Here is a 25,216-nt window from a genome sequence, read left to right as displayed (position 1 = left end):
AAGCAAAAAAGGCCGCCCGATCGTGTGATCGGACGGCCTTTTTTGGTGTTTCGCGTTTGAAAGCGATCAGGCTTCGGCCTGATCCTCTTCCGCAGCCTCTTCGGGGGCTTCCGAAGCGATCTCGCCGGGTTCGGCATTGGGATCGTAATCTTCGGTGAAGCCAGCCTCGTCCTTTTCGAACATGGCGGACATCACATCGACGCCCTGCGCCTGAAGCTCGGCTTCCTCAGGCGAACGTGCGACGTTCACCTTGATGGTCACCACGACTTCGGGATGCAGCGTCACCTTGACGGTTTCGACGCCGATCGCCTTGATCGGGCGATCGAGCACGATCATCGACTTCACGACCTTGGCACCATCGGCTTCCAGGGCTTCCACGATGTCGCGGACCGAAACCGAACCATAAAGCTGGCCGGCGTTGGAAGCCTGACGGATGAGCGTAACGCTCTTGCCGTCCACATCCTTGGCTGCGATTTCGGCTTCGCCGCGGCGTGAGGCGTTATCGGCCTCGATCGTGGCGCGGTTGGCTTCGAAAACCTTGCGGTTGCTCTCGTTGGCGCGCAGCGCCTTCTTGTTCGGGAGCAGGAAATTGCGTGCGAAGCCATCCTTCACGGTGACGACGTCACCGATCTGGCCAAGCTTTTCGACGCGTTCGAGCAGGATCACTTGCATGGTCTGACCCTCACTTCACGATATAGGGGAGAAGGCCAAGATGACGCGAACGCTTGATCGCCTTGGCGAGTTCGCGCTGCTTCTTGGCAGACACCGCGGTGATGCGGCTCGGGACGATCTTGCCGCGCTCGGACACGAAGCCCTGCAGCAGACGAACGTCTTTATAATCGATCTTCGGCGCGTCTTTCGCGGCGAAGGGGCAGCTCTTGCGGCGGCGGAAAAATGGGCGTGCCATGGTTTCTGCTCTCCTTATTCGGCTTCGGCGTCGCGGTCGCGACGGGGACGATCTTCACGATCGCCGCGGGGACGGTCACCACGGTCACCACGATCGCGGCGGCCATCACGGTCGCTGCGCTCGGACTTGCGCATCATGACCGACGGGCCTTCCTCGAGGGCGTCGACCTTGACGGTCATGTAGCGGATCACGTCTTCGTTGATCGAAGTCTGGCGCTCAAGCTCAGCGACGACGCCGGCAGGGGCATCGATTTCGAGCATCACATAATGCGCCTTGCGGTTCTTCGCGATCTTGTACGCGAGCGAACGCAGACCCCAGGTCTCGGTCTTGACGACCTTGCCCTTGTTATCTTCGATGATCTTGGTGGCGGATTCCGCCAGCGCGTCGACCTGGGCTTGTGCCAGATCCTGACGCGCGAGAAAAACATGCTCATACAGAGCCATGCGCGCTATTCCTTCATCTTGGCCGATCGCTGACGCCGCGACCATCGCGAACGCCCCTCCGGCTGTCGTCTCAAAAGCAAAGCAGGGCGGAAAGACGTGCTTTCCACCCCGATTGCAGGGTGCCCATGGCGAAAAAGGGGGGCGGGCGCAAGCGGAATCTCAAGATTTGCGGCGGATTACACCCAGCCTTCGAGCACCTGATCATGCGGACGATGACCATCCGCCCACATCTGGATATTGGCGATCACCTTGTCTCCGGTGGCTTCGCGCGCTTCGACCGTGGCGGAGGCCATATGCGGGATGAGCACCGCATTTTCGAGCGCGAGCAGCCGCGGATCGACGGCGGGCTCATGCGCATAGACGTCAAGCCCGGCCCCGGCGATCGTGCCGCTTTCCAGCGCATCGATCAGCGCCGATTCGTCCACCAGTTCGCCGCGCGCGATATTGATCAGGCAGGCGTCGGGCTTCATCTGCGCCAGCCGCGCCGCATCGATCATGTGATGCGTCTCCGCATTATGCGGGCAATTGAGCGAGACGAAATCCGAGAATTCGAGCAAAGTCTGCAGATCGGGATCGAATGTGGCGCCCACGGCGCGCTCGACCACATCGGGCAGGCGGTGGCGATTGTGATAGCGGATGGAGAGACCAAAGCCTCTGGCCCGGAGCGCAATCGCCTGACCGATCCGGCCCATGCCGACGATCCCCAGCGTCTTGCCGCTGATCCGGCGGCCGAGCATTCCGGTGGGCTTCCAGCCGGTCCATGTGCCAGATCGCACCAGCCGTTCGCCCTCCGCCAGCCGGCGCGGCACGGCGAGCAGCAAGGCCATCGCCATATCCGCTGTATCATCGGTCAGTACGCCGGGCGTATTGGTGACAATGATGCCGCGGGCGCGGGCGGCCTTGAGATCGATATGATCCACGCCATTGCCGAAATTGGCGATGAGTTTCAGCTTTTCGCCTGCCCCGGCGATCAGATCGGCGTCGATCCGGTCCGTGATCGTAGGCACTAGCACGTCGCATTCGGCCATCGCCCCAGCCAGCGCCGTGCGGTCCATCGGTGCATCGTCCAGACTGAGATCGGTGTGGAATAATTCGGTCATCCGCGCCTCGATCATCGGCGGCAAGCGGCGGGTCACGGAAACCCTTGGCTGGTCAGGGCGTTCAGGCATTGTCATGCGTATTGCGCTAGGCTGCGACGGCCATGGGCGTCAAGCCGCGCGCTTGCAGCAGGCTCGCGCATTTGCGAAAATAAGGCCATGGGCCGGATATGATAATCAGGTGGGGATGAAGCGGTGATATATAAAAGTCTGATTGGCACGGCGGCAATCGTCGTCCTGGCGGTGACGGGCTTTGGCGATGCGATGGCGCAGAAAAAGCCGCCTTATTGGGCCTCGATCGGCGCGGGCAAGGCCTATATGCGCTCGGGGCCGGGGCGGCAATTTCCGGCGCAATGGCTGTTCGTGCGCGCGGATCTGCCGGTGAAAGTGGTCGAAACCTATCCGAACTGGCGCAAGGTGCAGGATCCCGATGGCGCGCAGGGATGGATGCAGGCCAATCTGCTGAGCGAGGCGCGCACGGGGATGATCCGCGGCGAGACACGGCCTTTGCGTTCGTCACCCGAATCCGATGCCAGCATCAGTTGGCGGGCGGAAGCCGGCGTGGTCGGCAAACTCAGCGAATGTGCCCAAGGCTGGTGCAAATTCGATGTGCGCGGCAAGGCAGGCTATGTGGAAACGGCGCACATCTGGGGCGGGGATGAATTGCCGGGAGGGTGAGGACAGGGAAATTTGTCGTCACCCTGAACTCGTTTCAGCGTCCATTTCAAAGTCACGACCCATGCAAGGGCGGAAGAATGGATGCTGAAACAAGTTCAGCATGACGCGGTGGGGATCAATCGCAACGCCTCCACCAGCGGATGTTCGTTACGATCTACGTTCCAATGCGGTCCAAACAGCAAGCCGATCTCGCGGCTCTCATCGAAGCCCGTCATCAGCGGCATGGCCACGCCCGGCCCGCCGAGCGATTCGGGCGCGACCGTGATGCCCAGACCGGCGCGCACCATTGCCATCGCGCGATCATCATTGGCGGACCGGAAACTGAAGGGCGGGCGGACGCCGCGCTCGGTGAAATGGCGGCTGGTTTCGCTCAGCATCTCGCACGCACGCCGCGCGATCATCGTCTCCCCGGCAATTTCCTCCGCCGCCACGGTCTCCCGATCCGCGAGCGGATGATTGGCGGGGAGGGCGAGGCGATAAGGCTCGGTATAAAGGCTTTCGGCCGCAAACCGGTTTGCCTCCGGATGGAGGATGGTCACCGCCAGATCGATGCGGCCATGCGTCAGCGCGCCGTTCACTTCGCGTTCGCCGCCCTCGATGATTTCGATCGGCTCCACGCCGGCATAAGCCGTTAGCGCGCGTTCGATGCGGTCGGTAGACAGGCTGAGCAACAGGCCCAGCCGGATCGGCTGCACGGGCGCAGCGATCCCCGTCACGCTTTCCTCCGCCTCGCGAAATTCGCGTTCGATCGTGCGCGCATGGGCGAGCAGACGGTTGCCCGCCGCGGTCAATTGCACGCGGCGGTTGCTGCGCGCGAACAGCCTAGCCCCCAATTGGTGTTCGAGCGCTGAGATGCCCGCCGAGAGCGTGGGCTGGGTGACATGGATCTGTGCGGCGGCGCGCGTAAAGCTGCCGCTATCGACCACGGCGAGAAACTGGCGGAGATGGGTGCGGCTGATCATAGAAATATTCTATGTGAAATTCGGATCAATTTCAATTTTTACGATGTTAAGGCCTAGGCTATGAAGCGGGCAGAGGCTCCGATAGCATGGCCCGCGAAGGAGAGACGGACGTGACCGCTACCCCCGATTTCGATTTCGCGCTGGGCGAGACGGCGGACATGATCCGCGACAGCACGCGCCGCTTCGCCGAAGACCGGATCGCGCCGCTCGCCGCGAAAATCGATGCGGACGACTGGTTTCCGCGCGAACTCTGGACTGAAATGGGCGATCTCGGCCTGCACGGGATCACCGTTGAAGACGCCGATGGCGGTCTTGGTCTCGGTTATCTGGAGCATGTGATCGCGGTGGAGGAGGTCAGCCGCGCGTCCGCATCCATCGGCTTGTCCTATGGCGCGCATTCCAATCTGTGCATCAACCAGATCCGCCGCTGGGCGAATCCGGCGCAGAAAGCCAAATATCTCCCCAAATTGATTTCCGGCGAACATGTCGGTTCGCTTGCCATGTCCGAAGCCGGGGCCGGGTCCGATGTGGTCTCGATGAAATTGAAGGCCGAGGCACGCGATGGCGGGCATGTGCTCAATGGCACGAAATTCTGGATCACCAATGCGGCCTATGCCGACACTTTGGTGGTCTATGCCAAGACCGGTGAAGGATCGCGCGGGATCACCGCCTTTCTGATCGAAAAGGACATGCCCGGCTTTTCGATCGGGCAGAAGATCGACAAGATGGGGATGCGTGGCTCGCCCACCGCCGAACTGGTGTTCGACGATTGTTTCGTGCCGGATGAAAATATCATGGGGCCGCTGAACGGCGGCGTCGGCGTCTTGATGTCCGGCCTCGATTATGAACGCGCGGTGCTCGCGGGAATCCAGATCGGGATCATGCAGGCGTGCCTCGATGTGGTCATCCCGTTCGTGCGCGAGCGCAAGCAATTCGGCAAGGCGATCGGCACTTTCCAGCTTATGCAGGGTAAGATCGCGGACATGTATGTCGCGCTGCAATCGGCGCGCGCTTATGTCTATGCGGTCGCGCGTTCGTGCGATGCGGGCAAGACCACGCGCTTCGATGCCGCGGGCGCGATCCTGCTGGCGAGCGAGAACGCCGTGCGCGTCGGGCTGGAGGCGATCCAGGCGCTGGGCGGGGCGGGCTATACCAAGGACTGGCCGGTGGAACGCTATATGCGCGATGCGAAATTGCTCGATATCGGCGCGGGGACGAACGAGATCCGCCGGATGCTGATCGGGCGGGAGCTGATCGGGGCGTGAGGGGGGGTGGCATAATAATGGACTGGTGCCCCCCCAACCGTTCGTCCCGAGCGAAGTCGAGGGACGTAGGGACCGGTCCGGAACGTGTCTCGACTGCGCTCGACACAAACGGTTTTGGGTATGGACTGGATTGCCCCACATGATCGAAGCCCTCAAATGGTTCGCGAGCATCAGCGGGATGATCGCCGCGCTGATGATCGCCTGGGATCACAGCCGCCGCATCACCGGCTGGGGCTTCGTCATCTTCGTCGCCGCCAGCATCGCCTGGATCGCATCGAGCCTGATCGAGGGCGAAGCGCCGCTCGCCGTGCAGAATGGCGTGCTGCTCATGATCAATCTGTTCGGCGTTTATCGCTATCTCATCCGCAAGAAGGAAACCAAGGCTTGAGCGCCCCCGTTCTCGATACCAAGATCGCCACTGACAGCGAGATTTTCCGCAGCAACGCCGTGCATAACAAGGCGCTGGCGGAGAAGCTCTATGCCGACGTCGCCACCGCGGCGCTGGGCGGCAGCGAAGCCTCGCGCGCCAAGCACACCGCGCGCGGCAAATTGCTGCCGCGCGAACGGGTGGAGCGGCTGCTCGATCCCGGCTCACCCTTTCTCGAGATCGGTCAGCTCGCCGCGAACGATCTTTACGGTGGAGAGATTCCCGGCGCGGGGATGATCGCGGGCATCGGGCGCGTGTCCGGCCGGCAGGTGATGATCGTCGCCAATGACGCCACGGTGAAGGGCGGCACTTATTATCCGATGACCGTGAAAAAGCATCTGCGCGCGCAGGAGATTGCCGAGGCCAACCGGCTTCCGTGCATCTATCTGGTCGATAGCGGCGGCGCCAATCTGCCGCATCAGGATGAGGTGTTTCCCGATCGTGACCATTTCGGGCGGATCTTCTTCAATCAGGCCAATATGTCGGCGCTGGGGATTCCGCAGATCGCCTGCGTGATGGGCAGTTGCACCGCGGGCGGCGCTTATGTGCCCGCCATGTCCGACGAAAGCGTGATCGTGCGCAATCAGGGGACGATCTTTCTCGCCGGTCCGCCGCTGGTAAAGGCGGCTACGGGCGAGGAGATCAGCGCCGAGGATCTGGGTGGCGGCGATCTGCACGGGCGCAAATCGGGCGTGGTCGATCATGTGGCCGAGAATGACGAACATGCGCTGACGATCGTGCGCGATATCGTTTCCACGCTCAATCCGCCGCATGATCCGCGCGTCAATCTGAAGGAGCCGCGCGCGCCCAAATTCGATGCGGAGGAGCTTTACGGCATCGTCCCCGCCGATGTCCGCGCGCCCTATGACGTGCATGAGGTGATCGCACGGATCGTGGACGGCAGCGAATTTCACGAGTTCAAGGCGCTTTACGGCACTACGCTGGTGTGCGGCTTTGCGCATATCTGGGGGATGCCCGTCGCGATCCTGGCGAACAATGGCGTGCTGTTCAGCGAAAGCGCGGTGAAGGGCGCGCATTTCATCGAACTGGCGTGCCAGCGGCGCATCCCCTTGCTGTTCCTCCAGAATATCTCGGGCTTCATGGTCGGCGGCAAATATGAGGCGGAGGGGATTGCCAAGCATGGCGCGAAACTGGTGACCGCCGTGGCCACCGCGACCGTGCCCAAGATCACGGTGCTGATCGGCGGCAGCTTCGGCGCGGGCAATTATGGCATGTGCGGCCGCGCCTATGCCCCGCGCTTCCTCTTTTCCTGGCCCAACAGCCGCATCTCGGTCATGGGCGGCGAGCAGGCGGCGAGCGTGCTGGCGACGGTGCACCGCGATGCAGCGAGCTGGACGCCGGAGCAGGCCGAGGCCTTCAAAGCGCCGATCCGTCAGAAATATGAGGATGAAGGCAATCCCTGGCACGCGACCGCGCGATTGTGGGACGACGGCATCATCGATCCCGCGCAGACGCGCGATGTGCTGGGGCTTGCGTTTGCGGCGACCCTGGAAGCGCCGATCGCAGAGCGACCGGCGTTCGGGGTGTTCAGGATGTGATGGGGGTGGTTTCTACTCGCCGCCGTCACCCTGAACTTGTTTCAGGGTCCATCCATCCGCGTGGTCGATCTCATCGGATCGAACCCCAGCGCAACCGCCAGATCCTCCCAATGGGGATTGTCACTCTCGATCAGATTGATCTTCCATGGCCGATGCCACCGCTTCAACTGCTTCTCGCGGCCAATGGCGGAAGGCATGTCATCGAACATCTCGAAGCGCACGAGCCGAAAGACGCCGTGTCGGGTCGTAAAGCCGGGGGTGGCGCATGTTCGATGCTGATGAATTCGCGCCAAAATATTCGACGTTACGCCAATATAAAGCGTCCCATAATGTCCACTCGCGAGAATATAGATGCAGGCTTGTCTTGCCATTCCGTTCGCCCCGCCGCCGTCATGCTGAACTTGTTTCAGCATTCATTTCAACACCGCACAATGGTCCAGACGTGTAAATGGACCCTGAAACAAGTTCAGGGTGACGCAGTTGGCGGAGATCTTGGAGTTGTCTGTGATTAAATCCCTCCTCATCGCCAATCGCGGCGAAATTGCGTGCCGGATCATCCGCACCGCGCGGGCCATGGGTATTCGTACCATTGCGGTTTATTCCGATGCCGATGCCAAGACGCTGCATGTGCGTCAGGCGGACGAGGCCGTGCATATCGGGGCGTCTCCCGCGCGGGAAAGCTATCTGGTCGGTGACAAGATCATCGCCGCGGCCAAGGCGACGGGCGCGGAGGCAATCCATCCGGGTTATGGCTTTCTTTCCGAAAATGCCGCCTTCGCGCAGGCGGTGATCGATGCCGGGCTGGTGTGGGTCGGGCCGCGCCCGGCGAGCATCACGGCGATGGGATTGAAGGATGCCGCCAAGAAATTGATGCAGGAAGCGGGCGTGCCGACCACGCCGGGCTATCTGGGCGAGAATCAGGATCCCGATCACCTGAAAATCGAGGCCGATGCGATCGGCTATCCTGTGCTGATCAAGGCCGTGGCGGGCGGCGGCGGCAAGGGGATGCGGCGCGTGGATGACGCGGCGGATTTCACGGATGCGCTGCTCTCGTGCAAGCGCGAGGCGGCGTCGTCCTTTGGCGACGATCGCGTGCTGATCGAGAAATATATCCTCTCGCCCCGCCATATCGAAGTGCAGGTGTTCGGCGATACGCATGGCAATGTGGTTCATCTGTTCGAACGCGATTGCTCGCTCCAGCGGCGGCACCAGAAGGTGATCGAGGAAGCCCCCGCGCCAGGCATGGACGAAGACACGCGCGAGGCGATCTGCGCGGCGGCGGTGAAGGCGGCCAGGGCGGTCGATTATGTCGGCGCGGGCACGATCGAGTTCATCGCCGACGCCAGCGAAGGCCTGCGCGCAGACCGCATCTGGTTCATGGAGATGAACACGCGGCTGCAGGTGGAGCATCCGGTGACCGAGGAGATTACCGGGCAGGATCTGGTCGAATGGCAATTGCGGGTGGCGTCGGGTGAGGTTCTGCCCAAGCGGCAGGATGAGTTGAGCATCAATGGCTGGGCGATGGAGGCAAGGTTGTATGCCGAGGATCCGGCCAAGGGGTTCCTGCCGAGCGTGGGACGCCTTGAACGCTGCTATTTTCCCGAAGACTACGTTCGTATTGAAACCGGCGTAGAGCAGGGCTCTGATATTAGCCCCTTCTACGACCCGATGATCGCGAAGATCGTCGTGCATTCCGATGACCGCGCTAATGCCATCGCCTTGCTCAGTCAGAAAATGGAAGGGCTTGCGGTCTGGCCGGTAAAGACAAATGCTGGCTTCCTTTTTCGTTCGTTGAACCACGCGATCTTCCGCTCGGGGGAGGTGACCACCGGTTTCATCGCCGATTACCAGGACGCGCTTGTGCCCGAAGATGTCCCCGGAGATCTTTTGCTAAAGCAAGCGGCGCAGGTGATCGTAAGCCATTACGCGGATCAACATGCTGTCGAGCCCATCGGCTTTCGTCTCAACCGCAGGCCCGAGCTTACCGTTCATCTTACCGTCGGTGCTGAGACCTATGAGGTCACAGCGGATCGCGAGCCCGTTGGCGACATATATGCTTCTACCATTGGGGACCGAGGTGCCTTGGTGACATTCGAAGGGCAGAGCTTTGGTGTTCTGCTCAAGCGAACGAACGGCGCAGCGGGCGGCGCGGCCGGAGACGGCGCGATCATGTCGCCCATGCCGGGCCGGATCATCGCGGTGGATGTCGCGGCGGGGCAATCCGTGACCAAGGGGCAGAAGCTCGTGACGCTGGAGGCGATGAAGATGGAGCATTCGCTGACCGCGCCATTTGACGGGATTGTCGCCGAATTGAATGCCGAGACGGGCGGTCAGGTGTCCGAAGGGACATTGCTGGTGAAGATGGAGAAGGTGGAGACGGAGGCGGCTTGACCTTTGATCGAGCAGAACCGTCACCCTGAACGCGTTTGGCTTGCGCCGTCCTACGGTTCAGGGTCCATTCGTCCTCCTGCATGATCTCGTGCGTGACGGAATGGATGCTGAAACAAGTTCAGCATGACGTTAGGGGAAGAGTGCGCGACTCTAGCGGAGACCATGAATGCCCGGAAAATTCTACGACCAATGGTGCATCGGCGACCGGATCGTCCATGATCTGCGCCGCACGGTCACCGAGACCGATAATATCCTCATCACCACGCTCACCCACAATCCGCAGCCGCTGCATCTGGATGCCGAATATGCGGGCGCGACCGAATTCGGGCGGGTGGTCGTGAACGGCATCTTCACTTTCGGGCTGCTGATCGGTATTTCGGTGGGCGATACCACGCTCGGCACGCTCGTCGCCAATCTGGGCTATGACAAGGTGGCGATGCCAAAGCCGGTGTTCATCGGCGATACGCTGCGCGCCGAAACCGCGGTGGTCGATCTGCGCGAGAGCGGATCGCGGCCGGGGGCGGGGATCGTGACCTTTCGCCATCACATGTTCAACCAGCGTGACGAGGAAGTCTGTTCCTGCCTGCGTATGGCTTTGCTGAAGAAGACGCCGGCGGCCGCGTGACCGGCTGGATGCCGCTCGCCGGGCTGATCCTCGGCCTGATCTTCGGCAGCTTCATCGCCAATCTGGTGATCCGCTGGCCACAGGGGAAATCGGTGGTGGGCGGACGATCCGCCTGCGATGCCTGTGGCAAGCCGCTCGGCGCGTGTGAGCTGGTGCCGGTGATCAGCCATATCCTGCAGCGCGGCCGCTGCCGGGGCTGTGGCGCTGCGATCGACCGGCGGCATCTGGCGATCGAGATTGCGGCGGGGCTGATCGGGGCGAGCGCCTTGTTCGTTGCGCCCGATCTCAATGGGCTGGCGGGCGCTGTGTTCGGCTGGTGCCTGCTGGCGCTGGCCGTGCTCGACGTGGAGCATTTCTGGCTGCCCGATCGGCTGACGCTGCCCTTGATGGCGATCGGGCTGGTCGTGGCCCCCTTCACCCGTCCCGAGATGACAGAAATGCGGATCATCGGCGCGCTGGCGGGCTTTGTCGGGCTGGCGTTCATCGGCTGGGCCTATCGCCAATGGCGCGGGCGGCAGGGGCTGGGTGGGGGCGATCCCAAAATGCTCGGCGCGATCGGGGCATGGCTGGGCTGGCCCATGCTGCCCTTCGTGCTGCTGCTGGCGAGCCTCGTAGGGCTGGGCGCGGTCCTCATACGCCGGGAGGCGATGCACGCCACCACGCGCGTGCCGCTGGGCGCGTTGATGGCGGTGGCGGCCTGGCCGCTCTGGCTGGTCGGGCAGGGCGCTTTCCCGCTGTTTTGACATTGCCGCCCTGCATCGCCAAACTCGGTTTCAAATCGAAATGGGAGCGGGCCTGTGACGCAGGATATGAAGGCAATTCTCGAAGCGCAGCGCGCTGCGTTCACGGCCGAATTGCCCGTAAGCATCGCGGCACGCAAGGATCGGTTGAAGCGCGCAATCCGACTGCTCGTGGATCATGGCGAGGCGCTGTGCCACGCATTGTCCGAGGATTTCAGCCATCGCAGCTTCGAACAATCCATGGTCACCGATGTCGTGGCGTCGATCCGCGGGCTGAAGCACGCAATCAAGCATGTGGACGCATGGGCCAGCCCGGACAAGCGCAAGCTGGATTTTCCGCTGGGGTTGCTCGGCGCGAAGGCCCGGGTGGAATATCAGCCCAAGGGCGTGGTGGGCGTGATCGCGCCCTGGAATTTTCCCGTGCAACTGAGCTTCGGCCCGATATCGGGCGCGTTCGCGGCCGGAAACCGGGTGATGGTCAAATCCTCCGAATATACGCCCGCCGTGGCGGCGCTTCTGGAGCGGATCGCACCCGATTATTTCGACCGTTCCGAACTCGCCTTCTTCAGCGGCGGGCCTGATGCGGGACAGGCTTTCTCAAGCCTGCCCTTCGATCATCTGATCTTTACCGGCGCGACCCCCATCGGCAGACACATCCTTCATGCCGCGGCGGACAATCTGACGCCGGTGACGCTGGAACTGGGCGGAAAATCTCCCGTCATCATCGGCAAGGGCGCGCATATCACGCAGGCGAGCGAGAGGATTGCGCTGGGTAAGATGATGAATGCGGGCCAGATCTGCCTCGCCCCCGATTATCTGCTCGTGCCGCAGGAGAGCGAGCGCGCCTTGGTCGAGGGGATCGGAAAAGCGGTGGCGGCTTTGTATCCCACGCTGCTCGACAATCCCGATTATACCGCGGTCGCCAACAGCCGCCATGTGACGCGTTTGCAAGGCTATCTGGATGATGCGCGCGCCAAGGGGGCGGAGATTGTGGAGATCAATCCGGGGCATGAGGATTTCGCCGCTTCCAACAGCCAGAAGATGCCGCTCCATCTGATACTTAACCCGACCGACGACATGAAGGTGATGCAGGAGGAGATTTTCGGTCCTATCCTGCCGGTGAAGCGCTATGCCGCCGTGTCGGACGCGGTGGATTATGTGAATGCGCATGACCGGCCGCTGGGGCTTTATTATTTCGGATCGGATGCGGCCGAGCAGCGCATGGTGCTGGACCGCACGATTTCGGGCGGTGTGACGATCAATGACGTGATCTTCCACGTTTCGATGGAGGATCTGCCCTTCGGCGGGATCGGCCCTTCGGGCATGGGCAGCTATCACGGGGCTGACGGTTTCAAGACGTTCAGCCATGCCAAGAGCATCTATGTACAGCCCAGGATCGATGTGGCGAAGCTGGCTGGGATTAAGCCGCCTTATGGCAAGGCGACGCGGGGCGCGATCGCCCGGGATTTCAAAGCCTGATCGTTTGAGGGCCGAATTATTTGACGATGCCGCGGAACATCAATTTGCCCGTGCTGCCCGCCGGTATCGCCTGTTTTAGTGTCCAGCGCACATGGGTCACATCCTCGGGCCGGGCACCGCGCACATAGCCATTGCGCTCTTTCACCCGCAATTGCCCCAGCGTGCCCCAGGTGGCACCGCCATCGACGGAGACGAATGCGCCGGCGTCGGGCGTGCCCTGATAGGATACGGCCTGGGGCAGCGGATTGGTGACGATGAAATCGTTTGCGGGATGGTTGCCGGTGTTGCGATAGCTGAGCATGAACACCAGCTTGTCCCCCGGCGTGACCATCCGGGGTGCCTCGAGCACGATCGAGCGGCGGCCCTGGGCATCCGCCCGATCCTTTTCGACGAAGACCGCGCTCGACAGGGAGACCTGATTGGCGGCCCGCGCCGTTGCCGGTGTGGCGCAGGCCAGCGCGGCCATCATGAATATCTTGATCGTCATGACTTGGTCGTCCGCTTTCAGTTCCGATCGCGGAAAAACCCTCCGCCCCCTGAACCGAGAGATGCGCCCAAATGGCAAACAAACCGTTAACCATATTCGGGCGGGCAAAAGCTTCTTCTCGTTCCCGCTCCGCTCCAAGCCTTGGTGGAGGGGTTGTGTGTGGTTTTTCTTCTTCTCCTTCTTCGTCAGGAAGAAAGAAAAAGGCCCACCCCCAGCCCCTCCCGGAAGGCAGAGAGGGGGAAGAAGGTGTTTCGCATTATGGGGTGAGGCATAGTAGCTGTTATGGTCGGGCCAAACTGGCTTGAGCCGCATCACAGGGAACATATGGCCGACAGCGATCCACTCACGATCCAGCAAGGCGTGGAAGATACCGCGACAATGCCGGACGTTCACCCGCCGCATGGTCATCATGACCGGATGGATTTGCGGCGGGACCGGCTTCTGGCAGCACTGACACTGCTCGCGGGAATCGGGCTGCTGCTGGGGCTGCCCTTTGCGCTCCGGGCGGGATCGGAGTTTTTTCTGCCCGTTACCGCCGCGCTGGTCGTGGCCATCGCCATGGTGCCGGGGCTTGAATGGCTGCAGCGCCGGCGCATTCCCGCGCCTGCCGCGGCGTTCCTGTGCGTGCTGATTTTCCTGGTCGTCATCAATCTGGTGCTGGTCTCGATCGTGGTCCCGGCGGCGGAATGGTTTCGCGTGCTGCCGGAGCGGATCGGGCTGATCCAGGCCAATCTCGCGCCGGTCATCGATTTCTATGCCAATCTGCAGAAATTCATCGACGACAGCATCGCGATGATCGCCAGCGGCCCGGTCGCCGCGGCGCAGACGGTGGCGGTCGCTGCGCCCAGCTCGCTGCTCGATCTGGTGGCCACCTCAGCGCCTTATGCGCTGATCCAGATGTTTTTCGCGATTCTGCTGATCTATTTCTTTCTCGCCGGATGGACCCGCCTGCGCGAGCATACGATCACGGGGCGGAGCAGCTTCGATGGCGCGATGGCAACCGCGCGGGTGATCCAGAATGTGGTGGATGCCACCTCGGCCTATCTCGGTACGATCACCGCGATCAATCTGTGTCTGGGCCTCGCGGTGGCGGCGGCGCTGCAATTGCTAGGAATGCCATCGCCGCTGATGTGGGGGGGCATCGTCGCGATTCTCAACTACATTCCCTATCTGGGGCCGATTCTCGCTGCGATCCTGCTCGCCATGGGCGGGTTGATGACCTTTCAGGATCTGTGGGTCGCGCTGCTGCCTGCGATCGTCCAGATTATTTTTCATTTGATCGAGGCGAATCTGATCACGCCGACCATCGTCGGACGGCGGCTGACGATCAATCCGTTGCTGATTCTGATCTCCTTGAGCTTCTGGGGCTGGATTTGGGGCACGCCCGGAGCGCTTCTCGCCGTACCGCTCACCATCATCATCCGCACCGTGATGGCGGCCGCCGGCAAGCCGGATATCGCGGGTTTCCTGTTCGAGGAAGGCACGCTGACTCATATCGATGACGAGGTTGTGCAGGAAGTTTCACCTGGACCCGCGCGGGCCGCTTGACAGCTTGGCAACCCTCAACTAACTGCCACGCCTCACCGCGAGAGCGGGTGTAGCTCAGTTGGTTAGAGCGCCGGCCTGTCACGCCGGAGGTCGCGGGTTCAAGTCCCGTCACTCGCGCCATCCTCCGCATTTCGGAGGATGGTTTGGAAGCGCGATGATACTCCCCCAAGGCTTTGCGCCTTATCAGAAAATTGACCTTCTCGCCTCCAATGGTCGCGCGATGTTATAGGTGATTTCCGAATCGGCGGATCGTACCGGCCTGGGGGCAAGATGAGCGTTCTTCAACTGCATTCGATTGATGGTTTCCTGCATTTCGACGAAGCGGAATGCCGCGCTGCAGGCAAAGCGCTGGCTGCGAGTTATCAAACGGCATCGCCATTCCCGCATGTGGTGATCGATGATCTCCTGGATGCGGATGTGCTGCGGGATGTGGCCGCGCATTATCCCGCGACGGATGACAAGACCTTCTTCGACCGCGATCAGGAGCGGTTCAAATTCCAGTTCCACCCCGAAGAAGTGCCCAGCGGACAGACGCGCAATCTGCTGGCCGAACTCAATGGGCGGGCGTTTCTGGGTTTCCTGGAGGAGATGACGGGAATCACGGGACTGGTGTCCGACCCCTATTATGCCGGGGGCGGCCTGCATTTGACGCGGCGGGGCGGGCATCTGAGCGTGCACGCCGATTTCAACGTGCATGGCGAAATGAAGATGGAGCGCCGCCTCAATCTGCTGGTCTATCTCAACGAGGATTGGCCGGATGCCTATGGCGGCAAGCTCGAACTATGGGATCGCGAGATGAAGGGCTGTGAAAAGTCCGTCGCGCCGCTGCTGGGACGGGCGGTGGTGTTCAATACGTCGCTGGACAGCTTTCACGGCCATCCCGATCCGCTGTCGTGCCCGCCAGAGCGTGACCGCCGTTCCATCGCGACCTATTATTACACCGCGCTGGGCGACGGGCAGACGGCGATCCCGATCCGCACCACCACCTTCCAGACGCGCCCCGGCAGCGCCGACAAGACCGACTGGGGCGTCAAAAGCGGGCATTTCATTGCGGACTGGGTACCGCGCCGCCTGCAGCGCTATGCGAAGCGGATCAATCCGTTTGGTTGAGTTAGTTTGAATATGCCTGGGTTTCGACCGATTTTTGCAGTGTGCCCTTTCGCATCAAATAGCTGCGGGCGGGCCTTTCCACATATTTGAGCGTTCCCAGAGAGATCACGATGAGGGAAGCAAAAACAATCAGTAGGAACGCAATTCTCAGGAAAGGTTCCGGGATCATGGGCAGGCGATCCGCCAATCTGATCCAGAAAAAGCTCAGGATCATGATTATGGGGACGTGATTGAGATACATCGAGTACGAAATATTCCCTAGCGTCTGAATAGGTGCGCTGCTCAGCATATGCGAAGCTATGCCGCGATCTGTGCATGTCGATAACACAAGCGCGCAGAATGGCAGGATGAATGCTATGTCATTACAATCCCAGACCAGTCCGGAAACAATGGCAGCAAGTGATATGATCTGTACAATAGATAAGGTCGATGCTGACATGCGATCGCAAATCCGACGCGCATAATAGATCACCATGCCAAGGCAAAAACCGGCCAGGCAACGTAATGGTGCCAATCCTGAAACGATGTCCAGGTCGCCGGTCGATTGGCCTATCCAGAGATAAAAAGCAGTTGGAACGCCTATAAGGATCAGCATACCGATCGGGCGCGACCGGCCATGCAACCATACTAGCGGCAGAAACATGAAATAGGCGAAGATCTCGGCGCTGATTGACCAAGAAGGGATATTCCAGGCTACCCATTCGGGTGGTCCCCAGGATTGGAGAAGCAGAATTTGAGCGCCCAGCGCCTTCAAATTCTCGGGTGCCCACCATCCGGCATCCGCGTTCTTTCCTGCTGCCAAGAAAGCGAGCGTTACCAATCCAAAATAGGCCACGAGATAAGCAAGGCAGAATATGTGTAACGGATAGATGCGGGCTATGCGCTGTCGCATGAAGTGCCTTGCTTCCGGCCATGAAAACCCGAGGTCCCGCTCGGCATTCGCAGTGTAGCTGATGATGAAACCGCTCAGGACGAAAAAGAGATCAACCCAAAGGTAGCCTCTCCCGAAAAAGGTATCAGAACCCTCGAACGGAAAGCGGTAACCCTCGCCGAATTGCAGATGATAAGCTACCACAAGTAGCGAAGCCAAACCACGCAGCCCCGTGTGCGAATGAATATGCGCAAGCCGCGCCGGACGGACGGCCTCTACGGATGAAGTGTCCGCACTCATACCCGCCACTTTCCCAATTCCATCCAGCGGAGCAATCGTTTCATCGGGAAGAGCCAGAGCCAGAGGATGCCGGCGGCGAGATAGGCGGCGGCCTGGGCCAGGATGGGCAGGGCGAGGGCGTCGATCAGCGATACGGCGAGCACGCACCAGATCGTGATCATCAGCATGATGGCCAACATGCCTATTGGTTTGCGCCAGCTTGGGCTTGGGCTCACGATGATGGTCCTATCCACTCTTTTTCGGTGACGATGGCGTGGAGCGGCATGTCCCATGCGTCAACCGGGATTTGGGGCACCTCTTGCACACTCCAGGCGATTCCGACGCAGATGGATGCGGGATGGGCGGACAGCCAGCGGTCGTAAAAGCCCGCCCCCTGGCCGATGCGCTGCAACGCGCGGTCGAAGCCGAGCAAGGGGGTGAGAATGACGTCTGGCACGATCGGCAATCCGGTGTCGGGTTGGGGGAGCCCGAAACAGCCCTTCTCCAGCACGGTGCCGGGCGTCCATGTGCGGAAGTCCATCGGCCTATCCCGGTGCGTGACATGGGGCAGGGCGGTGGCGATGCCGCGTGATGCCGCCTGCTCCAGCGCGGGCAGGATCGGGAATTCGTTGCCGAGCGGGGCATAGCCGCCCACGCAACGCGCTGTTTGCAAAATCGGGATCAAGCGTGCGGCGACGGCCATCGCGTGGCGCGCGATATCGTCCGGGTGCATGTGCGAGACGAAAGCAGCCCGCGTGGCGCGCAACCGGGTGCGCAGCGCCGCCTTGTTCATCGGATCAGGCCGGGAGGGTGGCGGGACCGCCATGGCCGTTTGCCGGAATATCCTCTGACGCCAGTAACGTCAGGTGGGGACCATATGCACCGGACCAGGGTCCAGACAGGGACAGCCCCCTCGGAAAGTGAATCGCCTCAGGGATTTTCATGGCTCGTACCGGGCAGAACCCGCCATGCCCAATCTAGGCATTTGTGTCCGCAGTCTCAAGCCTGTCCGCCAGGGATTCGACGCGCGCGGCCAATTTTTCAAGCATCGGGGCCATGTCCGCCGCCGGATCGGGCGCGATGGCGGGCGCGGCGGGTGCCTCGGCGCGCACTTCATTGAGTTCATCGGCGAGCAAAAGCGCCGCGAGCAGCATCTGCCGCGTCTCGTTCACGCCGCCTACGGCGCGCTGGATATCCTTGGCCTTCGCATCGACCAGGCTTGCGATCACGCGCAGATGATTCTCTTCGCCATCGCGGCAATTGACCGGATAGGAGCGGCCAGCCACTTCGACCAGGACTTCAGCCATGATATTCAGCCTTTCGCGATGATCCCGTCCAGAGCGGCAATCGCACCCTCAACCTGTTGCTTCAGCCGGTCATGCCGCGTCGAAAGCGCATCCCATGCCGCCTGTGTTTCATTGTTTGCAGCGGGGGTGGACGCAGGCGATTTCTGAGCCGCGTTTTCCACCCGCGCCAATGCCCGTTCCAGGCGCCCGATGGCGAGGATAAGCCGGTCTTCTGACATATTGTGTGAAATAGCAGGTGTCTCGCCATGAGCAAGCATTAAGCAATTGTGACGGTTACCGCGGTTGACGCCCCGGCCCCCAGCGGTCAAGGAAACCGCGCGCGGCGACTCGTGCCCGCGCCCAGCCTGATGACGCCTGTTCGGGAACAGCATGACCATAAGCCACAATGAGCTCGCCAACGCCATAAGGGCGCTTTCCATGGATGGCGTGCAAGCCGCCAATTCCGGGCATCCCGGTATGCCGATGGGCATGGCCGATGTGGCGACGGTGCTCTTCACGCGCTATCTGAAGTTCGATCCCGCCGATCCCAAATGGCCGGATCGCGATCGTTTCGTGCTTTCGGCGGGCCATGGCTCCATGCTGATTTACGCGCTGCTGAACCTGACGGGCTATGCCCGCCCGACGATGGACGACATCCGCAATTTCCGTCAGCTCGGCAGCCCCTGTGCCGGGCATCCCGAGAATTTCGAGCTGGCCGGGGTGGAATGCACCACCGGGCCGCTGGGTCAGGGCTTGGCGATGGCGGTGGGCATGGGCGTGGCCGAGCGCCATTTGAACGCCGTGTTCGGTGACGATCTGGTTGATCACCGCATTTGGGTGATCGCGGGTGACGGCTGCCTGATGGAAGGCATCAACCACGAAGCGATCGGGCTGGCGGGTCATCTCAATCTCGGCCGCCTGATCGTCTTGTGGGACGATAACAAGATCACCATCGACGGCGCGGTTTCGCTGTCGTCCAACGAAGATATCCCGGCGCGTTACCGGGCGACCGGCTGGCATGTCGTGAGCTGCGATGGGCATGATCCCGTCGATATCGCGCGTGCCATGGAGGAGGCCATGGCCGATCCCCGCCCGTCGCTGGTCCAATGTCATACGGTGATCGGCAAGGGCGCGCCCGGCAAGGAAGGCACCAGTGCCGTTCATGGCGCGGCGCTTGGGGCGGCAACCGTCTCTGAAACCCGCGTCGCACTCGGCTGGACGTCGCCCGCGTTCGAAATCCCCGAAGCGATCGCCGCCGAATGGCGCGCCGCCGGGCAGCGCAGTGCTGAGGCACATCGCGCATGGGATGTGCGGCTGAAAGCCTCGGATGCCAAGGTAGCGGCCGATTTCACCAGCCGGATGGCGGGCGATCTTCCCGCAAGCATTGAAGGCTTCGACGCCTATCTCGCCGATCTGCAGGCCTCGCCCAAAACCGTCGCCACGCGCAAGGCGTCCGAAATGGCGCTTGAAGTGCTGACCGCCGCTTTGCCCGAAATGATCGGTGGTTCTGCCGATCTCACGGGATCGAACAACACCAAGACCAAATCGCTCAGCGTGCTCTCCCGCGACGATTATGCGGGGCGCTATGTCAATTACGGCATTCGCGAATTCGGCATGTCTGCGGCGATGAACGGCATGGCGCTGCACGGCGGCGTGATCCCCTTCGGCGGCACCTTCATGGTCTTTTCGGACTATGCCCGCCCGGCGATCCGCCTGTCGGCGCTGCAGCGCGCCCGCGTGATCTATGTGATGACGCATGATTCGATCGGTCTGGGCGAAGATGGTCCGACCCATCAGCCGGTCGAGCATCTGATGAGTTTGCGCGTCATGCCCAATCTCAGCACCTTCCGGCCGTGCGATGTGGTGGAGACCGCCGAATGCTGGGCCTTGTCGCTTGAAAATCAGGATGGTCCCTCGCTGCTGGCTCTCAGCCGCCAGAATCTGCCGCAACTTCGCACCGACGTGTCCGAAAACCTCTGCGCCAAGGGGGCGTATCGCCTCGTGACCGCGCAGGCGGCGCGCAAGGTGGTGCTGATCGCCACCGGCTCCGAAGTGGAGATCGCGGTGAACACCGCCAAGGCGCTTGAAGCACAAGGCGTCGGTGCCGATGTGGTGTCTATGCCGAGCTGGTCGCATTTCGATGCGCAGCCCGAAAGCTATCGCAATGATGTTCTCCCCGATGATGCGCTGCTGGTTTCGATCGAAGCCGGCATCACGATGGGCTGGGAACGCTATACCGGCCGCAAAGGCCTGAATTTCGGAATGACCGGTTTCGGCGCTTCGGCACCCGCGCCCGATCTTTACGACCATTTCGGGCTGACCCCCGAAAAGATTGCGCCGCAGATCCTTGCGGCCTTGAACTGAGAGCAGGAGCAGAAAGACATGGCAGTGAAAGTCGCGATCAACGGGTTCGGACGCATTGGCCGTCTGGTCGCCCGCGCTATTCTCGAGCGTGGCAATGGCGAACTCGAACTGGTCGCCATCAACGACCTGGGCGATGCCAAGGCCAATGCGCGTCTGTTCAAGCGCGATTCGGTGCATGGAGCCTATCCCGGCACGGTGGAAGCCGATGGCAATGACCTGATCATCGATGGCAAGCGCATCCATGTCACCGCCGAGCGCGATCCCGCGAACCTGCCCCATGCCGCAAATGGCGTGGATATTGCGCTGGAATGCACCGGCTTCTTCACCGATCGCGCATCTGCCGAAAAGCATATCGCGGCTGGCGCGAAGCGCGTGCTGATCTCGGCACCCGGCAAGAATGTCGATCTCACCGTCGTGTTCGGCGTGAATCATGACAAATTGACCGCGGAACACACGATCGTTTCCAATGCGTCGTGCACCACCAACTGCCTGGCACCCGTTGCCAAGGTGCTGAACGACAGCGTGGGCATCGAGCGCGGGCTGATGACAACGGTTCACGCCTATACCAACGATCAGAAGATCCTCGACCAGATCCATGAGGATCCCCGCCGTGCGCGCGCCGCCGCCATGTCGATCATTCCGACAACCACGGGCGCTGCCCGCGCGGTGGGCGAAGTGCTGCCTGAACTGAAGGGCAAATTGGATGGATCGGCCATCCGCGTGCCCACGCCCAACGTGTCGCTGGTCGATCTGACCTTCACGCCCAAGCGCGAGACGACCAAGGACGAGATCAATGCCATCCTGAAGGCGGCTTCGGAAAGCGGTCCGCTGAAGGGCATTCTGGCTTTCACCGACGAACCTCTGGTGTCGATCGATCTCAACCACAATCCGGCATCGTCCACCGTGGACAGTTTGGAAACGACCGTGCTCGAAGGCAAATTGGTGCGCGTCGTGAGCTGGTATGATAATGAATGGGGCTTCTCCAACCGCATGGTCGATACGGCGACGGCGATCGGCAAGTTGATCTGACGAAACCCTTGATTTTGCACCCTATTCCGTTTGTGTCGAGCGCAGTCGAGACACCTTTGGTGCGTGACCCATACGTCCCTCGACGTCGCTCGGGACAAACGGTGGAGTGCGGTTAATGGATGGCCGCCTGATCGGCATTGCCCGGCACGGACGTCCGCGGGGGCCGATCGAGATTCTGGATCATGTCCATGTCTCGATCGAAGCGGGCGTTTCCGGCGATTTCCGGGGGGCGGTGAAGCCCGGTGGGCGCGGCAAGCGTCAGGTGACGATCATGTCCCGCGAGGGATGGGAACAGGCGATGACCGATCTGGGCCGCGACGATCTCGACTGGTGGATACGGCGGGTCAATCTGCTGACCGAACATGTCGCTTTGCCGCATAAACCGGGGACGATCCTGCATTTGGGATCGTCCGTCGCATTGCAGGTGACGGGCGAATGCGATCCGTGCAGCCGGATGGAGGAGATTGCGCCGGGGCTGAAGGCCGCTTTGACGCCGGAATGGCGTGGCGGTCTGTTGTGCCGCGTGATCGCTGGAGGCGAGATCGCATTGGGTGACGGCGTGAAGATAGAGGAACAGGCGTGAGCGGCTTCAAGACACTGGACGATATGGGCGATCTCACGGGCAAGCGCGTGCTGGTCCGCGAGGATCTGAACGTGCCGATGGCGGATGGCAAGGTGACCGACGATACGCGGCTGCGCGCTACGCTCGCCACGGTGACCGAGCTTGCCGATCGCGGGGCGATCGTCCTGATCCTGGCGCATTTCGGACGCCCCAAGGGCGCGCCGAATGCAGCGATGTCGCTGGCGATGGTGACCGAGCCTTATGCTGCGGTATTGGGCCGTAACGTCCTGTTCGTGCGCGATTGCCAGGGCGAAGTCGCAGAAACCGCGATCGCCGCGATGCAGCCCGGCGAGATCGCGGTGCTGGAAAACACGCGCTTTCATGCCGGCGAAGAGAAGAATGATCCGACGCTGGCCGCCGGAATCGCCCTGCTCGGCGATTATTATGTGAACGACGCCTTTTCCGCGGCGCATCGCGCGCATGTATCCACCGAAGGCCTCGCGCGCTTGCTGCCCGCCTTTGCGGGGCGCGCGATGGAGGCGGAATTGCAGGCGCTTGAAAAGGCGCTGGGCAATCCAGAGCATCCCGTGGCGGCCGTGGTCGGCGGGGCCAAGGTGTCGAGCAAGCTCGATGTTTTGACGCATCTGGTGACCAAAGTGGATCATCTGATCATCGGCGGCGGCATGGCCAACACATTCCTGGCCGCGCGCGGCGTGGATGTGGGCAAGTCGCTCTGCGAACATGATCTGGCCGAGACCGCAGAGGGCATTTTGGACGCCGCCGATCGCGCCGGATGCACCGTGCATCTGCCCTATGACGTGGTGGTGGCCAAGGAGTTCCGGTCCAATCCGCCCACGCGCACCGTGAACGTGCATGAAGTGGCCGCGGACGAGATGATCCTCGATGTCGGCCCGGCTGCCGTCGAGGCGCTGGCCGATGTGCTCAAGAATTGCCGCACCCTGGTGTGGAACGGGCCGATGGGCGCGTTCGAGATGACGCCGTTCGATGCGGCCACGGTCGCGCTCGCGAAAACGGCGGCGGCGCTGACCAAGGATGGTTCGCTGGTATCGGTGGCCGGGGGTGGCGATACCGTCGCCGCGCTCAATCATGCGGGCGTGGCGGGCGATTTCACCTTCGTCTCCACCGCGGGCGGCGCTTTCCTCGAATGGATGGAGGGCAAGGAATTGCCCGGCGTTAAGGCGCTCGAAAGCTAAAATTGCGAGAGCAGGTGGCAGAGGCTATCTGGCGCTCAATCTGAGATTCAAACCAACCGAAAGGACACGGCATGACGATGACGCCCACCGTGAAGGCAATTCTCGACAATTATGAGAGCGACAATCCCGGCGTAAAGGCCAATCTCGCGCGCATCCTGATGCAGGGCAAGCTGGGCGGCACGGGCAAGTTGATCATCCTGCCGGTCGATCAGGGTTTCGAACATGGCCCGGCGCGCAGCTTCTCTGTTAATGCACCGGCCTATGATCCCCATTACCATTTCCAGATGGCGATCGACGCGGGCCTGTCCGCCTTTGCAGCGCCGCTCGGCATGATCGAGGCCGGTGCGGCGACGTTCGCCGGCCAGATCCCGACGATCCTGAAGGTCAATTCCTCCAATAGCTGGTCGACCGGTGCCAATCAGGCGCTGACCGGCGGCGTGGACGATGCTTTGCGTCTCGGTTGCTCGGCGATTGGCTTCACGATCTATCCGGGTTCGGACGATTGCTTCGAATTGATGGAAGAGATTAAGGAATTGTCCGCGGAAGCCAAGTCGGTCGGCATCGCCACCGTCATCTGGTCCTATCCGCGCGGCGGCGATCTGCCCAAATCGGGCGAACTGGCGCTGGATGTGGGTGCCTATGCGGCGCATATGGCCGCGCTTCTGGGCGCGCACATCATCAAGGTGAAGCTGCCGAGCGATCATATCGAGCAGAAGGATGCCAAAAAGGCTTATGAAGGCTTTGACGGCTCGACCCAGGCCAAGCGTGTCGCGCACGTCCGTCAGGCGTGCTTCAACGGCCGCCGCATCGTGGTGTTCTCCGGCGGTGCCGCCAAGGGTGCCGATGCGGTCTATCAGGATGCGCGCGATATTCGCGACGGCGGCGGCAATGGCTCGATCATCGGCCGCAACACTTTCCAGCGCGAACGCGGCGAGGCGCTGGCCATGCTCGAAAAGCTGGTGCGCATCTACAAGAACGAAGAATAAGCGCTGCAAACGGCAAAACGCATTGTCATCCCCGCGAAAGCGGGGATCCCGCTTCTTCTTGCGGCATGAAAAGAAGAAGCGGGATCCCCGCTTTCGCGGGGATGACAGTGGGGTTATGAAGCGATGATGACAGAAATAGATGATGATGACGTCCGGCTCGATCCGGGATTTGCCGACCAGTTCGACCGCGGCTTTCGGCCACCCTGTCAGCTTTACCTGATTTCGCCGCCCGAGATCACCGATGCGTTCGGAGACCGGCTGAGCGCCGCGATCGATGCGGGGTCGGTCGCCGCATTCCAACTGCGGCTAAAGGGCATAGACGATCACGCGATTGCGCGGCTGGCCGAGCCTTTGCAGAAGATCTGCGCCGACCGCGATGTGGCGTTCATCATCAATGACAGCATCGGCCTGGCCAAGCGCCTGGGCGCCGACGGCGTGCATCTGGGGCAGGGCGATGGCGACGCCCGCGACGCGCGCGCGCAGCTTGGCCCCAAGGTGCAGATCGGCGTGACCTGCCACGACAGCCGCCATCTTGCGATGGAAGCGGGCGAGGCGGGCGCGGATTATGTGGCATTCGGCGCTTTTTATCCGACCACGACCAAGGACACCGAGCACCGCGCGGAGCCCTCGATTCTGGGCTGGTGGACGACGGTGTTCGAATTGCCCTGCGTGGCGATCGGCGGAATTACACCGGATAACGCCCGGCCGCTGGTCGAGGCCGGCGCGGATTTCATTGCTGCGTGCAGTGCGGTGTGGACCGATGGGGATGGCGAAGCGGCGGCGGTGAAGAAGTTCGCGGCGCTTTTCTAGACCCTAAGACCGTCTGTCCCGAGCGCAGTCGAGGGACGTTGGAACTGTAACCACGTCCCTCGACTGCGCTCGGGACAAACGGTGTCTGGGTATCGAT

General features: G+C 61.7%; 28 protein-coding genes and 1 tRNA gene. 17 read left to right on the top strand and 12 right to left on the bottom strand.

Features of this window, described 5'->3' with window-relative positions; all coding sequences use genetic code 11:
• Window positions 1-66: 66 nt before the first annotated feature.
• The 4 genes from rplI to FHS49_RS05670 all read right to left on the bottom strand — a co-directional run bounded on the left by rplI (window position 67) and on the right by FHS49_RS05670 (window position 2,525).
• Window positions 67-672, bottom strand: coding sequence for a 50S ribosomal protein L9 (rplI, locus tag FHS49_RS05685; protein WP_184016263.1), 606 nt, complete (start codon window positions 670-672; stop codon window positions 67-69).
• A gap of 10 nt (window positions 673-682) precedes the next feature.
• On the bottom strand, window positions 683-907 hold the full coding sequence (gene rpsR, locus FHS49_RS05680; protein ID WP_184016261.1) for a 30S ribosomal protein S18: 225 nt from the start codon (window positions 905-907) through the stop codon (window positions 683-685).
• A 14-nt stretch (window positions 908-921) separates the two neighbouring features.
• Complete coding sequence (rpsF, locus tag FHS49_RS05675; protein WP_184016259.1) at window positions 922-1,350, bottom strand: 30S ribosomal protein S6; 429 nt, start codon at window positions 1,348-1,350, stop codon at window positions 922-924.
• Window positions 1,351-1,526: 176 nt separating this feature from the next.
• Complete coding sequence (locus FHS49_RS05670) at window positions 1,527-2,525, bottom strand: 2-hydroxyacid dehydrogenase (protein WP_184016257.1); 999 nt, start codon at window positions 2,523-2,525, stop codon at window positions 1,527-1,529.
• A 117-nt stretch (window positions 2,526-2,642) separates the two neighbouring features.
• Between FHS49_RS05670 and FHS49_RS05665 the strand changes: the two genes are divergently transcribed.
• On the top strand, window positions 2,643-3,125 hold the full coding sequence (locus FHS49_RS05665; RefSeq protein WP_343052905.1) for an SH3 domain-containing protein: 483 nt from the start codon (window positions 2,643-2,645) through the stop codon (window positions 3,123-3,125).
• 95 nt (window positions 3,126-3,220) lie between these two features.
• Here the strand turns inward: FHS49_RS05665 and FHS49_RS05660 are convergent, their stop codons facing one another.
• Window positions 3,221-4,087: a LysR family transcriptional regulator gene (locus FHS49_RS05660; RefSeq protein ID WP_184016255.1), complete on the bottom strand. Its 867-nt coding sequence runs from the start codon at window positions 4,085-4,087 to the stop codon at window positions 3,221-3,223.
• A gap of 86 nt (window positions 4,088-4,173) precedes the next feature.
• Between FHS49_RS05660 and FHS49_RS05655 the strand changes: the two genes are divergently transcribed.
• From FHS49_RS05655 to FHS49_RS05645, 3 genes are all read left to right on the top strand, one after another.
• A complete protein-coding gene (locus FHS49_RS05655) occupies window positions 4,174-5,352 on the top strand; it encodes an isovaleryl-CoA dehydrogenase (RefSeq protein ID WP_184016253.1) in 1,179 nt (392 codons plus the stop codon).
• Window positions 5,353-5,491: 139 nt separating this feature from the next.
• Window positions 5,492-5,740, top strand: coding sequence for a hypothetical protein (locus FHS49_RS05650; RefSeq protein WP_184016251.1), 249 nt, complete (start codon window positions 5,492-5,494; stop codon window positions 5,738-5,740).
• Window positions 5,737-7,338 carry a carboxyl transferase domain-containing protein gene (locus tag FHS49_RS05645; RefSeq protein WP_184016249.1) on the top strand — a complete coding sequence of 534 codons (1,602 nt, stop codon included), beginning with the start codon at window positions 5,737-5,739 and terminating at the stop codon, window positions 7,336-7,338. The genes FHS49_RS05650 and FHS49_RS05645 overlap by 4 nt, the downstream gene beginning before the upstream one ends.
• A 41-nt stretch (window positions 7,339-7,379) precedes the next feature.
• Here FHS49_RS05645 and FHS49_RS05640 read toward each other — a convergent pair whose 3' ends face one another.
• Complete coding sequence (locus tag FHS49_RS05640) at window positions 7,380-7,709, bottom strand: GIY-YIG nuclease family protein (RefSeq protein WP_184016247.1); 330 nt, start codon at window positions 7,707-7,709, stop codon at window positions 7,380-7,382.
• 133 nt (window positions 7,710-7,842) lie between these two features.
• Here FHS49_RS05640 and FHS49_RS05635 point away from each other — a divergent pair, with 133 nt between their 5' ends.
• The 4 genes from FHS49_RS05635 to FHS49_RS05620 all read left to right on the top strand — a co-directional run bounded on the left by FHS49_RS05635 (window position 7,843) and on the right by FHS49_RS05620 (window position 12,573).
• Window positions 7,843-9,729 (top strand): ATP-binding protein, encoded by a 1,887-nt coding sequence (locus tag FHS49_RS05635; RefSeq protein WP_184016245.1) that lies wholly within the window; start codon window positions 7,843-7,845, stop codon window positions 9,727-9,729.
• 166 nt (window positions 9,730-9,895) lie between these two features.
• The gene (locus FHS49_RS05630) at window positions 9,896-10,354 is read left to right on the top strand and encodes a MaoC family dehydratase (RefSeq protein WP_184016243.1); all 459 of its coding nucleotides are present in this window, start codon (window positions 9,896-9,898) and stop codon (window positions 10,352-10,354) included.
• An 8-nt stretch (window positions 10,355-10,362) separates the two neighbouring features.
• Window positions 10,363-11,097 carry a prepilin peptidase gene (locus FHS49_RS05625; RefSeq protein ID WP_184017326.1) on the top strand — a complete coding sequence of 245 codons (735 nt, stop codon included), beginning with the start codon at window positions 10,363-10,365 and terminating at the stop codon, window positions 11,095-11,097.
• 66 nt (window positions 11,098-11,163) lie between these two features.
• Window positions 11,164-12,573, top strand: coding sequence for a coniferyl aldehyde dehydrogenase (locus FHS49_RS05620; RefSeq protein ID WP_184016241.1), 1,410 nt, complete (start codon window positions 11,164-11,166; stop codon window positions 12,571-12,573).
• A 16-nt stretch (window positions 12,574-12,589) separates the two neighbouring features.
• Here FHS49_RS05620 and FHS49_RS05615 read toward each other — a convergent pair whose 3' ends face one another.
• Window positions 12,590-13,060, bottom strand: a complete 471-nt coding sequence (locus FHS49_RS05615) for a DUF11 domain-containing protein (protein WP_184016239.1) — start codon at window positions 13,058-13,060, stop codon at window positions 12,590-12,592.
• 378 nt (window positions 13,061-13,438) lie between these two features.
• Between FHS49_RS05615 and FHS49_RS05610 the strand changes: the two genes are divergently transcribed.
• From FHS49_RS05610 to FHS49_RS05600, 3 genes are all read left to right on the top strand, one after another.
• Complete coding sequence (locus FHS49_RS05610) at window positions 13,439-14,608, top strand: AI-2E family transporter (protein WP_184017325.1); 1,170 nt, start codon at window positions 13,439-13,441, stop codon at window positions 14,606-14,608.
• 43 nt (window positions 14,609-14,651) lie between these two features.
• Window positions 14,652-14,728: transfer RNA gene (locus FHS49_RS05605), tRNA-Asp, on the top strand.
• 150 nt (window positions 14,729-14,878) lie between these two features.
• On the top strand, window positions 14,879-15,718 hold the full coding sequence (locus tag FHS49_RS05600) for a 2OG-Fe(II) oxygenase (RefSeq protein ID WP_184016237.1): 840 nt from the start codon (window positions 14,879-14,881) through the stop codon (window positions 15,716-15,718).
• 1 nt (window position 15,719) lies between these two features.
• Here FHS49_RS05600 and FHS49_RS05595 read toward each other — a convergent pair whose 3' ends face one another.
• From FHS49_RS05595 to FHS49_RS05575, 5 genes are all read right to left on the bottom strand, one after another.
• The gene (locus tag FHS49_RS05595) at window positions 15,720-16,889 is read right to left on the bottom strand and encodes an acyltransferase family protein (RefSeq protein WP_184016235.1); all 1,170 of its coding nucleotides are present in this window, start codon (window positions 16,887-16,889) and stop codon (window positions 15,720-15,722) included.
• Window positions 16,886-17,104: a DUF2842 domain-containing protein gene (locus tag FHS49_RS05590; RefSeq protein WP_343052904.1), complete on the bottom strand. Its 219-nt coding sequence runs from the start codon at window positions 17,102-17,104 to the stop codon at window positions 16,886-16,888. The genes FHS49_RS05595 and FHS49_RS05590 overlap by 4 nt, the downstream gene beginning before the upstream one ends.
• Entirely contained in the window at window positions 17,101-17,694 is a 594-nt protein-coding gene (locus FHS49_RS05585) for a 5-formyltetrahydrofolate cyclo-ligase (RefSeq protein WP_246350383.1), read from the bottom strand. The genes FHS49_RS05590 and FHS49_RS05585 overlap by 4 nt, the downstream gene beginning before the upstream one ends.
• A 151-nt stretch (window positions 17,695-17,845) precedes the next feature.
• Window positions 17,846-18,175, bottom strand: a complete 330-nt coding sequence (locus FHS49_RS05580) for a cell division protein ZapA (protein ID WP_184016232.1) — start codon at window positions 18,173-18,175, stop codon at window positions 17,846-17,848.
• A 5-nt stretch (window positions 18,176-18,180) separates the two neighbouring features.
• Entirely contained in the window at window positions 18,181-18,393 is a 213-nt protein-coding gene (locus FHS49_RS05575; RefSeq protein WP_184016230.1) for a hypothetical protein, read from the bottom strand.
• A gap of 151 nt (window positions 18,394-18,544) precedes the next feature.
• Between FHS49_RS05575 and tkt the strand changes: the two genes are divergently transcribed.
• The 6 genes from tkt to thiE all read left to right on the top strand — a co-directional run bounded on the left by tkt (window position 18,545) and on the right by thiE (window position 25,119).
• The gene (gene tkt, locus FHS49_RS05570; RefSeq protein WP_184016228.1) at window positions 18,545-20,518 is read left to right on the top strand and encodes a transketolase; all 1,974 of its coding nucleotides are present in this window, start codon (window positions 18,545-18,547) and stop codon (window positions 20,516-20,518) included.
• Window positions 20,519-20,536: 18 nt separating this feature from the next.
• The gene (gap, locus tag FHS49_RS05565) at window positions 20,537-21,547 is read left to right on the top strand and encodes a type I glyceraldehyde-3-phosphate dehydrogenase (protein WP_184016226.1); all 1,011 of its coding nucleotides are present in this window, start codon (window positions 20,537-20,539) and stop codon (window positions 21,545-21,547) included.
• 115 nt (window positions 21,548-21,662) lie between these two features.
• Window positions 21,663-22,130 carry an MOSC domain-containing protein gene (locus FHS49_RS05560; RefSeq protein WP_184016217.1) on the top strand — a complete coding sequence of 156 codons (468 nt, stop codon included), beginning with the start codon at window positions 21,663-21,665 and terminating at the stop codon, window positions 22,128-22,130.
• Window positions 22,131-22,153: 23 nt separating this feature from the next.
• Window positions 22,154-23,323, top strand: a complete 1,170-nt coding sequence (locus tag FHS49_RS05555) for a phosphoglycerate kinase (protein WP_184017321.1) — start codon at window positions 22,154-22,156, stop codon at window positions 23,321-23,323.
• A 71-nt stretch (window positions 23,324-23,394) separates the two neighbouring features.
• The gene (locus FHS49_RS05550) at window positions 23,395-24,309 is read left to right on the top strand and encodes a class I fructose-bisphosphate aldolase (protein WP_184016215.1); all 915 of its coding nucleotides are present in this window, start codon (window positions 23,395-23,397) and stop codon (window positions 24,307-24,309) included.
• Window positions 24,310-24,435: 126 nt separating this feature from the next.
• Window positions 24,436-25,119 carry a thiamine phosphate synthase gene (gene thiE / locus FHS49_RS05545; protein WP_184017319.1) on the top strand — a complete coding sequence of 228 codons (684 nt, stop codon included), beginning with the start codon at window positions 24,436-24,438 and terminating at the stop codon, window positions 25,117-25,119.
• Window positions 25,120-25,216 lie beyond the last annotated feature (97 nt).

It is taken from the genome of Sphingobium boeckii, assembly GCF_014199215.1.
GTDB classification, from domain to species: Bacteria; Pseudomonadota; Alphaproteobacteria; order Sphingomonadales; family Sphingomonadaceae; genus Sphingobium_A; species Sphingobium_A boeckii.
Note: the sequence above shows the minus strand (reverse complement) of the source record. Positions and strands in the feature narration are given on the sequence as shown.

Bases quoted from the DNA above. Each gene is read 5' to 3' on its own strand.
- rplI (WP_184016263.1), bottom strand. From the start codon at position 672: ATGCAAGTGATCCTGCTCGAACGCGTCGAAAAGCTTGGCCAGATCGGT.
- rpsR (WP_184016261.1), bottom strand. From the start codon at position 907: ATGGCACGCCCATTTTTCCGCCGCCGCAAGAGCTGCCCCTTCGCCGCG.
- rpsF (WP_184016259.1), bottom strand. From the start codon at position 1,350: ATGGCTCTGTATGAGCATGTTTTTCTCGCGCGTCAGGATCTGGCACAA.
- FHS49_RS05670 (WP_184016257.1), bottom strand. From the start codon at position 2,525: ATGACAATGCCTGAACGCCCTGACCAGCCAAGGGTTTCCGTGACCCGC.
- FHS49_RS05660 (WP_184016255.1), bottom strand. From the start codon at position 4,087: ATGATCAGCCGCACCCATCTCCGCCAGTTTCTCGCCGTGGTCGATAGC.
- FHS49_RS05655 (WP_184016253.1), top strand. From the start codon at position 4,174: ATGGCCCGCGAAGGAGAGACGGACGTGACCGCTACCCCCGATTTCGAT.
- FHS49_RS05650 (WP_184016251.1), top strand. From the start codon at position 5,492: ATGATCGAAGCCCTCAAATGGTTCGCGAGCATCAGCGGGATGATCGCC.
- FHS49_RS05640 (WP_184016247.1), bottom strand. From the start codon at position 7,709: ATGGCAAGACAAGCCTGCATCTATATTCTCGCGAGTGGACATTATGGG.
- FHS49_RS05630 (WP_184016243.1), top strand. From the start codon at position 9,896: ATGCCCGGAAAATTCTACGACCAATGGTGCATCGGCGACCGGATCGTC.
- FHS49_RS05625 (WP_184017326.1), top strand. From the start codon at position 10,363: ATGCCGCTCGCCGGGCTGATCCTCGGCCTGATCTTCGGCAGCTTCATC.
- FHS49_RS05620 (WP_184016241.1), top strand. From the start codon at position 11,164: ATGAAGGCAATTCTCGAAGCGCAGCGCGCTGCGTTCACGGCCGAATTG.
- FHS49_RS05615 (WP_184016239.1), bottom strand. From the start codon at position 13,060: ATGACGATCAAGATATTCATGATGGCCGCGCTGGCCTGCGCCACACCG.
- FHS49_RS05610 (WP_184017325.1), top strand. From the start codon at position 13,439: ATGCCGGACGTTCACCCGCCGCATGGTCATCATGACCGGATGGATTTG.
- FHS49_RS05600 (WP_184016237.1), top strand. From the start codon at position 14,879: ATGAGCGTTCTTCAACTGCATTCGATTGATGGTTTCCTGCATTTCGAC.
- FHS49_RS05595 (WP_184016235.1), bottom strand. From the start codon at position 16,889: ATGAGTGCGGACACTTCATCCGTAGAGGCCGTCCGTCCGGCGCGGCTT.
- FHS49_RS05585 (WP_246350383.1), bottom strand. From the start codon at position 17,694: ATGGCGGTCCCGCCACCCTCCCGGCCTGATCCGATGAACAAGGCGGCG.
- FHS49_RS05580 (WP_184016232.1), bottom strand. From the start codon at position 18,175: ATGGCTGAAGTCCTGGTCGAAGTGGCTGGCCGCTCCTATCCGGTCAAT.
- FHS49_RS05575 (WP_184016230.1), bottom strand. From the start codon at position 18,393: ATGTCAGAAGACCGGCTTATCCTCGCCATCGGGCGCCTGGAACGGGCA.
- tkt (WP_184016228.1), top strand. From the start codon at position 18,545: ATGACCATAAGCCACAATGAGCTCGCCAACGCCATAAGGGCGCTTTCC.
- gap (WP_184016226.1), top strand. From the start codon at position 20,537: ATGGCAGTGAAAGTCGCGATCAACGGGTTCGGACGCATTGGCCGTCTG.
- FHS49_RS05560 (WP_184016217.1), top strand. From the start codon at position 21,663: ATGGATGGCCGCCTGATCGGCATTGCCCGGCACGGACGTCCGCGGGGG.
- FHS49_RS05555 (WP_184017321.1), top strand. From the start codon at position 22,154: ATGGGCGATCTCACGGGCAAGCGCGTGCTGGTCCGCGAGGATCTGAAC.
- FHS49_RS05550 (WP_184016215.1), top strand. From the start codon at position 23,395: ATGACGATGACGCCCACCGTGAAGGCAATTCTCGACAATTATGAGAGC.
- thiE (WP_184017319.1), top strand. From the start codon at position 24,436: ATGACAGAAATAGATGATGATGACGTCCGGCTCGATCCGGGATTTGCC.